The sequence below is a fragment of the Bartonella sp. AP9QHHD genome (assembly GCF_042195625.1).
Classification (GTDB): Bacteria; Pseudomonadota; Alphaproteobacteria; order Rhizobiales; family Rhizobiaceae; genus Bartonella.
Genome location: NZ_JBHIOP010000015.1, coordinates 1 through 9,168, shown reverse-complemented (window position 1 = coordinate 9,168; position 9,168 = coordinate 1). Strand labels below are relative to the sequence as shown.

The 9,168-nt window shown below is 35.2% G+C and carries 15 protein-coding genes and 2 pseudogenes; 6 read left to right on the top strand and 11 right to left on the bottom strand.

Annotation, left to right across the window (positions count from 1 at the left end):
- A pseudogene (locus ACFIK4_RS01045) lies at positions 1–87 on the bottom strand (terminase); the annotation flags it as partial.
- On the bottom strand, positions 68–382 hold the full coding sequence (locus tag ACFIK4_RS01040; RefSeq protein ID WP_273724397.1) for a hypothetical protein: 315 nt from the start codon (positions 380–382) through the stop codon (positions 68–70). The gene ACFIK4_RS01040 and the pseudogene ACFIK4_RS01045, both read right to left, overlap by 20 nt.
- Positions 383–690: 308 nt before the next feature.
- Here ACFIK4_RS01040 and ACFIK4_RS01035 point away from each other — a divergent pair, with 308 nt between their 5' ends.
- Positions 691–2,076, top strand: coding sequence for a hypothetical protein (locus tag ACFIK4_RS01035; protein ID WP_375674621.1), 1,386 nt, complete (start codon positions 691–693; stop codon positions 2,074–2,076).
- 64 nt (positions 2,077–2,140) lie between these two features.
- Here the strand turns inward: ACFIK4_RS01035 and ACFIK4_RS01030 are convergent, their stop codons facing one another.
- The 3 genes from ACFIK4_RS01030 to ssb form a co-directional block, all read right to left on the bottom strand.
- Positions 2,141–2,368, bottom strand: coding sequence for a DUF6290 family protein (locus ACFIK4_RS01030; RefSeq protein WP_375633767.1), 228 nt, complete (start codon positions 2,366–2,368; stop codon positions 2,141–2,143).
- 96 nt (positions 2,369–2,464) lie between these two features.
- Entirely contained in the window at positions 2,465–2,959 is a 495-nt protein-coding gene (locus tag ACFIK4_RS01025) for a hypothetical protein (protein ID WP_375674618.1), read from the bottom strand.
- A 53-nt stretch (positions 2,960–3,012) separates the two neighbouring features.
- Positions 3,013–3,456 (bottom strand): single-stranded DNA-binding protein, encoded by a 444-nt coding sequence (gene ssb / locus ACFIK4_RS01020; RefSeq protein ID WP_375674616.1) that lies wholly within the window; start codon positions 3,454–3,456, stop codon positions 3,013–3,015.
- 188 nt (positions 3,457–3,644) lie between these two features.
- On the opposite strand from ssb, the gene ACFIK4_RS01015 reads away from it, so the two are divergent.
- Both ACFIK4_RS01015 and ACFIK4_RS01010 read left to right on the top strand, forming a co-directional pair.
- Positions 3,645–3,926 (top strand): type II toxin-antitoxin system RelE/ParE family toxin, encoded by a 282-nt coding sequence (locus ACFIK4_RS01015; RefSeq protein ID WP_252619286.1) that lies wholly within the window; start codon positions 3,645–3,647, stop codon positions 3,924–3,926.
- A gap of 16 nt (positions 3,927–3,942) precedes the next feature.
- On the top strand, positions 3,943–4,236 hold the full coding sequence (locus ACFIK4_RS01010; RefSeq protein WP_375613679.1) for a HigA family addiction module antitoxin: 294 nt from the start codon (positions 3,943–3,945) through the stop codon (positions 4,234–4,236).
- Between the two features lie 156 nt (positions 4,237–4,392).
- Here the strand turns inward: ACFIK4_RS01010 and ACFIK4_RS01005 are convergent.
- From ACFIK4_RS01005 to ACFIK4_RS00990, 4 genes and pseudogenes are all read right to left on the bottom strand, one after another.
- Positions 4,393–4,750: pseudogene (locus ACFIK4_RS01005) on the bottom strand (hypothetical protein).
- Positions 4,737–5,084 carry a hypothetical protein gene (locus ACFIK4_RS01000; protein ID WP_375674614.1) on the bottom strand — a complete coding sequence of 116 codons (348 nt, stop codon included), beginning with the start codon at positions 5,082–5,084 and terminating at the stop codon, positions 4,737–4,739. The pseudogene ACFIK4_RS01005 and the gene ACFIK4_RS01000 overlap by 14 nt, the downstream one beginning before the upstream one ends.
- Positions 5,085–5,266: 182 nt before the next feature.
- Positions 5,267–5,653, bottom strand: coding sequence for a hypothetical protein (locus ACFIK4_RS00995; RefSeq protein ID WP_375607169.1), 387 nt, complete (start codon positions 5,651–5,653; stop codon positions 5,267–5,269).
- Complete coding sequence (locus ACFIK4_RS00990; protein ID WP_375674612.1) at positions 5,637–6,779, bottom strand: YdaU family protein; 1,143 nt, start codon at positions 6,777–6,779, stop codon at positions 5,637–5,639. The genes ACFIK4_RS00995 and ACFIK4_RS00990 overlap by 17 nt, the downstream gene beginning before the upstream one ends.
- 79 nt (positions 6,780–6,858) lie before the next feature.
- On the opposite strand from ACFIK4_RS00990, the gene ACFIK4_RS00985 reads away from it, so the two are divergent.
- Positions 6,859–7,629 carry a hypothetical protein gene (locus ACFIK4_RS00985; protein WP_375674610.1) on the top strand — a complete coding sequence of 257 codons (771 nt, stop codon included), beginning with the start codon at positions 6,859–6,861 and terminating at the stop codon, positions 7,627–7,629.
- On the opposite strand, the gene ACFIK4_RS00980 is transcribed toward ACFIK4_RS00985, so the two are convergent.
- Positions 7,616–7,807: a hypothetical protein gene (locus tag ACFIK4_RS00980; RefSeq protein ID WP_375674608.1), complete on the bottom strand. Its 192-nt coding sequence runs from the start codon at positions 7,805–7,807 to the stop codon at positions 7,616–7,618. The two genes, ACFIK4_RS00985 and ACFIK4_RS00980, sit on opposite strands and share 14 nt — an antisense overlap.
- A gap of 2 nt (positions 7,808–7,809) precedes the next feature.
- Entirely contained in the window at positions 7,810–8,076 is a 267-nt protein-coding gene (locus ACFIK4_RS00975) for a helix-turn-helix domain-containing protein (protein WP_375674606.1), read from the bottom strand.
- An 87-nt stretch (positions 8,077–8,163) separates the two neighbouring features.
- On the opposite strand from ACFIK4_RS00975, the gene ACFIK4_RS00970 reads away from it, so the two are divergent.
- Both ACFIK4_RS00970 and ACFIK4_RS00965 read left to right on the top strand, forming a co-directional pair.
- Entirely contained in the window at positions 8,164–8,517 is a 354-nt protein-coding gene (locus ACFIK4_RS00970; RefSeq protein ID WP_004859838.1) for a helix-turn-helix domain-containing protein, read from the top strand.
- Between the two features lie 273 nt (positions 8,518–8,790).
- Positions 8,791–9,165 (top strand): hypothetical protein, encoded by a 375-nt coding sequence (locus tag ACFIK4_RS00965; protein WP_375674604.1) that lies wholly within the window; start codon positions 8,791–8,793, stop codon positions 9,163–9,165.
- Positions 9,166–9,168: the final 3 nt, after the last annotated feature.

The following is a 9,168-nucleotide window of genomic DNA, read 5'->3' as shown; positions in this document are numbered from 1 at the left end:
TCGTCCACCCCAAGCAGCACGCACCAAAGCCTTATCTGTAAAAATCGGTATAAGCTTTGGAACAATATTAATCTGTCGTGTTGTCATGAACTAAAGGCGCGATTTCCACACGCGTTATCATCTTAATGGCGCCCCCATCTTCCCCTGTCACTTGAAGAGGCAAAATCTTCCCCAACAATGCCAAATAAGCAGCGGGGCATTTGATTGCCTGTTTTTCTAGATAAGAGACCAAACCATCATCACCATATTTCTTACCAGCGCGCTCTGCTGCCTTAAGCACTGCTTCTTTCAAAATACGTGTCGTTTTATTTGGCACACCTTTTACCCGCCCTTGACCTGCCTTTGGGGGCGTTCTTTTTGCAAGTTTTTCAGTGGTTTTCATGTGTGTTTCTTTTTGTAAACAAGACAATAAAAAAACCCCGCAAAAGCAGGGCTCTGAACAATCATATAAACTTATAAGAAAGGTTATACCTTTACCGTAATTCTAGACACAATTCGACTAGTACAGCAATGCCATAAAACACTATTTTTCATATCCTGTCAACAAAAAAAATCACTATATTGTGTATTTTTTATTTTTTTCACCTAAATCTAGTATCTTTAGCACCCAATAACTCACAATTGTATCCTCTAAACGAATCAATTATACGGAAGCACTAAATTATTGATTAGCAAAAAGTGGGGGGAATAATGGAAATAATTATAGTCATAGGAGGAATATTAATAGCAGCAAATATGATCTACTACATTTCGAAGGTAGGAGAGAAAGGTTGGAATGTAGGATTCGAAAATACGATTTTATTAATCATAATAATCGATGTGTTTTTATATTTTGAATTCTCAGTGAACATATTACTAATAATAGCAACTTTACTGTCTTTTAGGAGCTATTTAAGAATAAATGACTATGAAGAACAATTCGAGTTACTTCAGGAACAGAAAAATCGAGAAATAGAAATATACAAAGAACAAATTACGAAATGGGATAAAAGTCTTTTAAAAAAAACTCGAAAAATATCGCAAAAATGGATTAGGCAATGGAATAAAGAAATTAAACAGTGGGAAAAGGATATACTAAGAATAAAAGATCCCATAATGATAGGTGAAGATTATGAACATCACCATCCCATCATAAAAGAGATCTGTACTCAAGGATATAAAGAAATACCGTTTCTCTATAAGAAAGCTTTGGAAACAGAACCTTCTGCTGAGCATTGCGAAAAAATCAATGTATTCAAGAAACACATAGCTTTTAAGAAAAGCTATCTAAAAACAATGCGACTCATGAAAAAAAACGGGATAGTTGTTGAAAAAATCGTAGATCCCCTTACAGAAAAAACATGTCATAAACCTACAATGTTTTTGTTGCATTGGTGGTTATATGTGGTTGATGATATGATCATAGCCGAGTACGAAAAACAAGCGTTACATGGGTTTTATAAAAATGATAAATCGCTTGACATCTACTGGGATGAAATGTCTAAAAATACAGAATACGAAGAGATAGAAGAAATACTGAAATCATGGCATTTGCCTCCTAAGTATGAATGCCTAGTAGGGATAAAAAAATATTTACTGACATTGTTGTATGACATTTCGGATGACTATAGAATAGCAAGAGAAATTTTTATTCATTATAAGCGTCTTCTTGAAACTGTTACAGAAGGATATATTTCTTTAGATGAAGACCGTTATACCGAAGAGGTAAAATGGAAGGTAAATGAGTGTAAAGAGAAAGATAAAGAACTCATAAATGAAAAAGATAATTATAATCTATACATTTCTGAAAATATTCCAACATTTGAGAAAACTTATAAATTAGGAACAATAGAACAAATTAAATCAGCAAGTAAAAAATGCTATAATAGATTTATCTATTGGGATATGCTCGTAAATATAATAAATTCAAGAGAGAAACTACAAATTATCTTCGGTGAAGAAAAGGTGAATGCACTGAAAAAAGCTATAAAGGAAGAATACAAACAATTTCATATCGAAAAGCAGGAGACAATTTTCGAAAATAAAGATTTTCATTACAACAAATCCTACGAGCATTTGGTAGAATATTTGTTATAAACCAATACGATTATGCGCTTTTGTGAAAAATATTTGTCCAGACTTTGCTTCAGTTTTCTAACACCTAATCGTCCAAGCCAAGCTCTTTCCTCACCTCTTCAGAGCTATAAAAAGTACCCTCTCCCCTTCGAACGCGCTCTCTTACTTGTGAAGCTAAATAATAATCCTCTGCTTCCTCTATTCCATGTTCAATAATCTCGCGTAAATAAAAAGACTTTGTACGTCCTGTCTTAGCAGCTAAATTATTCAAACGTGTTTCGAGATCACTTGGCAATCGAATAGATATCGTCATAACACAATCCTCATATTTGTATTCACTGTAATACAAATACAACGAATTGTACAGAAAAACGTTTCGCGTCATAGCGAAAGAAACAACATACAACATTTACCATTTAGTTTTTCTGTCAAAATATTTATGAAGCGCGTTAAGAGCGACCCGCAATGAATTCACAAGATGTGGTAATGTTTGGTCTTCGACAACAATATATTGTATTGCTGCATAAAGATTATACTGTCTATAGAGATGTTGTGTTTCTTTTATCGCCTCTTGCATATTAGAAAACTGTTCTGTTGCAAATTCAACCCATTTTTCTCTTGCTTTGTCATCAGAAGATGATGGTATTTCGTCATAAACAGCGCTTGGTAAACCTTTTGCACACAAATAGTCATTTTTCACTTCAAGATATTTTTGCGCAGCATCATACTGGTCTTGAGTAAGCATGCCTTGCAAACACAGCCGCCCAACATAAGTACCAGCAAGCGGATTTTTAGCCTCTTCAATAGTCAAACCAAAGCGTTTAGCACGCATTTCAATTGCCAATTGATTAACAGGATCTTGACGTACTTTCACTTGTGAAATGTAAGCATCTTTCTTCTTCATACATCCCCTAATCTGTGGGAGCCCACATGTTTCTCTTTGTTATATTTTATCAATCAAAATGGTATGCTGTCATTAAGAGATGCACTATGATCAGCAGCACCTGAAGCGATAGCATAATGTTGAGAAGTAACGGAAGAAGGGGCAGATTGATCTTTCTTTACATCAAGCAAATACAACTCGCCTTTGAATTGTGGTAAAACAATCTCTGTTGTGTAACGGTCATGCCCATTTTTATCTTGCCATTTGCGTGTCTGTAATTTTCCTTCTACGTAAACTTTTGAACCTTTGTTTAGATATTGAAGTGCAATTTTTGCCAAATGTGGATTAAAAATCACAACTGAATGCCATTCAGTTTTCTCTACTTTTTGATGAGTATTTTTATCTGTATAGCTCTCAGAAGTTGCCATACGAAAATTGACTACTTCTGTTCTAGAATTCATTGTTTTGCTTTCGGGATCAGCACCTAAACGCCCGATTAACATCACTTTATTTAGCATGTTTTTTCTTACCTTAAATTTGTATTTTAATACATACAAAATCCTAGCATGATTTGCATATTTTTTCAATTATTTCAAAATGATATTATTGTTTTTTAACATATAAAATTATGTTTAATATGCTCTTTGATAAATAATCAATTGACATAAATGCATGGTGTATAGTATCAAGTATCAAGAGGGTATATATGGCAATCGTTAGTTTTAAGCATAAAGGGTTGAAATTATTCTTTGAAAGAGGAGTCTGCAAAGGCATACAACCCGCGCATGCTAAAAAATTAGCAAACATTTTAGTAATTTTAGATACAATATCCGCGCCTGAACAAGTTACTCTTAAATCGTATCGTCTACATGCGCTTACGGGCGATTTAAAAGGTTACTGGTCAATGCGTGTCAATGGAAATTGGCGTGTTACTTTTCGTTTCATTGGGACAGACGTTGAACTGGTTGATTATCAAGATTACCATTGAGTTTTGAGGTGTTATTATGATGTACAATCCTCCACACCCTGGCGGCATTTTGAAAGAAGAATTGCTTGATGAATTAGGGTTAACAGTAACAGAAGCTGCAAATCGTCTTGGCGTTGCACGTTTAACTTTATCCCGCGTCTTAAACTGCCATGCGGCGATTAGTATTAACTTAGCTTTACGGTTAGAAAAAGCGGGTTTAAATGATGCGGAATTCTGGCTTAAATTGCAACAAAAGCATGATTTGTGGCAAGCTCGGCATAACAGCCCAATCCCACATATTTCACCTTTAGAGCAAGTAGGGCATTTTTAGAAAGACTTAGCCCATCTTTCTTCACACCTAGAGGTCATGTTCTTTAAAATCAAGCAGCCCACGATAGTTTTTTATGCTCTTGTTGATTTCATCTATGAACGTTGAGAAGAGACAACGCCATTTAATCTAAACAGTTTTATAAAATCGGAAATTTTACTATAGCTTTTTAACTGAGCACTGTAGTGTGTAAATAGATATGTTTATTAAACTGCGTGTACGTAACATAAGGAAAAATACACAGACTAAAAAGGAATACCAAAGAGCAATATCTGAGTACCAAAGTACAGTATCCAATGGAAAAGAAAGCTTGTACTCCACGTACTTAGAAATAATAGGCAAAGAAACCGTTTCTTTATAACTACTTGGGAAAATTAAAACGACAAGCGCTACACTTATTAGTTTTAAAANTCAAAATACTTTGAATAAAGTAGGGATTTTTTTTAATTCCTAAAAAACATAAAAATATAAAAGTTATAATGCCAAACAAGGCTCTTAGCTGTTTATCTGTAAACATATTTATTTCCTGCGGTTTTCGATAATTTTTTGATCTCTTTATTGATCTCATCTATAAGAGGTTCGTAATTGAGAACGCTTTTCGGAAGACCACCCCCATATATCCAAGCTTTCACTTGCGCTTTGGTACTAAAATCCGCATTTTCTGGTGTGGTATAATACTGGCCGCCATCAAACTTTTCACACTCTCTTGTACCGTCTTCATATTCGTAGAGGTTGTAAAAATACTCCTCTGCTCCGTCCCCCCAAGGAACATAACCAACAGCTGTTGCAACCCACTTTTTTCGCATGGGTTGTTTACGGATTGTTAAGAATAAATGTTTAAAAATGAACATGCTTTAATCCTAATTTTACCAATTGGTCTATTTACCTCAAATTTGATCATACAGAGCGTTTTATATTGCAGATGTTGATTCCCTATCATAAAATCTTTAAATCGCTTTGTAAGGTGCTTTTTTATCGATTTAAATGCATATCTAATCGTAAAATGATCAGCACTTTTCACTAGTTTGCTGTTTTAAGCCGCTTTAGAATTGCTACTGTTATGTTGCTCTTCACTAGGCTTGCCTATTCTCATGAATGAAATGCGCTTGCCTCCTAAGGCTAGGTTACGCGTATTTTCAACTGCTGTAAAAACTCTCTCAGCAACACCATAAAGCCTGCTTTCTAAATCACGACAATACTGCGCTAGATCAGCGCATGAGGGCACAAATGTTGTGGACATGCCTTTTGCTTCACCACGTATAAGATTTTTAACAGCTTGCAATAAAGACCAGAGTGAAATGCCGTTAAGAGCTGCGATATAAGCCTTTGCACGCGCTTCTACATTCGAAACTTTTTGCATTGTCAAACCACCTTCAAGCACATCAAGAGCCTCTGCTATGTCTTCAACAGACGCTTTCACGGTAAGTAAGTTTTGAACAGTCTGATAAGCTTCTAAAGCTTGTTTCTCTAGGGTTTTTGTCAATTGAATGCCATTTCTCAAGGTCCATGGGAACTCCAGAGTTACACATTGCTCTATCTGTTGCACGGTATCTTGTAGAGGCGTCACTAAGCTGTGTTGCACCGATAAGATTACGGATTGTCTCTCCGGTACCACCACGAGTTCTTTGATCTTTTGAAAAGTTTCCATTGTTTCCACCATTGTTGTTCGTGTTTTTCGTTTTCTCTAAAACCTCGATAGCCTTTCGCACCCAGTTTCTCCATGTTGCTTGCCAATCACGTTTGATAGCATTCTTTCCTGCACAGGCTTTCCAAAAATCTCGAAACTTTGCAATTTCGACTTTCACGCGCTCTGGAGGCAAGCCCTCTTCGATTGCAAAATCGTAATCGGGTTCAAAATCCGTAGGCAATCGACAACCGCGATTAGCTTGCGCTCGTTTTGCTTTTTTGGGAACGTTCTCTTGCTCGTGAATGGGAGGTTGGTTTTCTACACCCGTTGTGATTTGCTCTGATGTGGTCTCAACAGCAGCAACCTCTGTTGGCTCGTCAACCTGTTCGTTTGTTTCTAAACTTTCAGAACCAATTTCTTTTTTTGCTAAAACGTTAGTTTTAGTTTTTTTATATATATTCTTATTCTGGTTCTTTATAGCTTGATTTTGCTTAGCGTTTGCTTCAGCAAAAAAAACGTTTTGCTTGTCATTTGCTTCAGCAAAATTATTAACATGTTGTTTTGTATTATTTTTTGCTTGTGCACCTTTTTTACCAGCCTCACTACGAACTTGCGATATGTGCTCTTTTTTATCAGCAAAATCGTTCAGCTCTTCTTCAACGCGCGTATTCCACAATCCATTATCTGTCTCAACAAGTTTATCATTCCTCATTAAGTATTCGACAATAGCTGCAAATTTTTTCTGCGAACAATTGCAAGCACGTGCAAGCGTTTCAAAATCTTCTTTAATTGGTGCTTTTTTATCGTACATGCGAACGAGAAGCGTCATATAAGCGCCCCTTTGCTCTAACGTCATTCCATCTGTACCACTTATCCAGTCATACAAATGGAATCTTATCCATGGCATACCATTAGACATGCGCGCCCCCTTCTTTCATTAAATATAAATTAGTGATCATAATCCCCCCTTAAGATTGTTGTGTGTTTATGCGTGCATCATGACAAAGCGTGTTGTGATTGCCTGTCTTGAAAAAAAATTTGTAAAAAAGTACCCTTTCAACGATTCTAAAAAAGTGGGGAGAGTTATGATGCAAGAATGGATAAAGATATTTCTTACAGGTTTTTTGTCATTTATTGCATCTCTTTTAGTGGCTCTTATTTTAAGAAATAAAAACCGTAAAGAAGCAGACAAAGTCCGCCAAAAAGATTTAGACAATATAGAAAGGCAATTAGAACAGCTAAAAAAACAAGCTGAAGCCGCAAAAGAGCACGTCTCCATTTTATGGGCAGAAAAACAAATACGAGACTTAGGTCCAAAGTTGAAGGTTACTATGAAAGAGTCAACAGCATACAAATATGACAAAGACTTCTTCATAGAGGTAAATGGCATCATAAAAAATCCTACAGAGCAAACAATGAGAATAAATAATTTTCGGTTATATAACGAAAACCCATTTGCGTTTGATAAAGGTGCTCTTTTGGGAAGATATCCAATGCATTTAGAACCAGAAAATGAAAAGTATATACCCTTAAAAAGTCTTTTTGTAGCAGATTTAAAAACACAGGAGATCTTCGATTTTTTTAATTTAGATGCATCTGAAGAAACAGAATTTTCTTTCACAGTTCGCCACCTAAAACCAGATATCGTAAGCACACCAATTTTTATCATTGAACACACTTCATCAAATCATGCAGAAGAAATACTTGAAACTACTTTTTGGCCCAGCTTTTTACTGCCACTCGAGGAGAGTAGTCTTAAAAGCGGTTAATTTTTTCCATTAAATCTTTTTGTGTTTGAATTAAATCTTTTTGTTTACGTATTATGTTTTCCATTATTTTATCTGTCTCTTTTTCATGCGTTTCCGTCATTTTATAAAAGTAAAAGCCAGCAAAAAACATGATTACATTGACTATAAAAAGCACAATCATCGCTGCGAAATTGTCCATTTTTATTTTCTTTCTTCATATTGAGATTGCAACATTTCATTTTGTTCACATGGCTTCATGCAAACAGTGGAACCCTTGACAAAAGAAGGCGTTGGAGGAGATTGTTCATTCCATAACGCTTCGAGAAGATATGCAACGGCTCCTCTTGAAGGAACACCATATTTTTCCCAACGCCATACTGTTGACTTGTTGACGCCTAACCGTACTGCCATTTCTTTCAGAGTTAAATTCAGATTTTTACGTAACTGTTTTACTGCTATTTTTCCCATAAAAAATAATATGCATTATGAGTACTTAAAAGTCAAGTCGAAATGCATACCAATTATATGCAATATGAATATATTAAGGAGATAAAAATGCTTAGTAACACGATAGACCAATCTGCTAGATTAATAAAAGCGCGTTTAGCGCGTGGTTTTAGAAGTGCTAAAGAAGCAGCTAGATATTTTGGCTGGAACTACTCTAGCTATATACAGCACGAACAAGGATTAAGAGGAATATCACGGGCATCTGCGAAATATGCAAAAGCATTTAGAATTAGTGAAGGATGGTTATTAACTGGAGAGGGAGAAGGCCCCTCCTTTCCAATTCCTGCCACAAAACAAACTGTTGATGAGCAAATTATTAATCTACTGCAAAAAACAACTCAACCAGATAAAGAAACAATTCTTCACCTTTTAAATCGCCTGCATGCAGAAGAAAAAAAATAAAAGCTTTTTTTCTTTCATTACTAAATGTAGAAACCAGATGCATTATTTTGTTATCTAATTCTATATCACTTTTTATTGTTTTCATAACCATTCACCTTCCCCTTTCATGAGAATCGTCATTTAGAAAAAATCTTCTTACAAGATTTTTATACCGTTAAAAATAAAATACACATAACGCATATTTTATTGTTGACAAGTATGCATTATGCGTATTATATATATTCCATAAACCACGCACAAACAATCGCCAAGAGGCGTTAGGGAGGAAAAATTATGGAAAATCCAATTCTTATAAATTCTGATGAAATTTTATTAGTTACCTACGATAAAGATCAACACATTGCAGAGTCTGGACCACTTGATGCAAGTCAAATTCTAAGCATTGTTGATGAGGTAGATGATGCAATCCAAATCTTTCGTATAAATCCCTCTGAGAATAATTGTGAAGATATCTCTGAAGAGATTGCAGACGCATATGTAGAAAAAAATATTGAACATCTCCATGAGGATAGTAAGGTTTATTACTTTGTACGTGAAAGTGATGCTTACCACGATCTTTTATCTGATTTAGCAGACGAAAAATATAATGATGAGATTTACGGTACTTACGAACAACAACACCGTTTGCGTCCTTGTGATGTGCTTTAAATT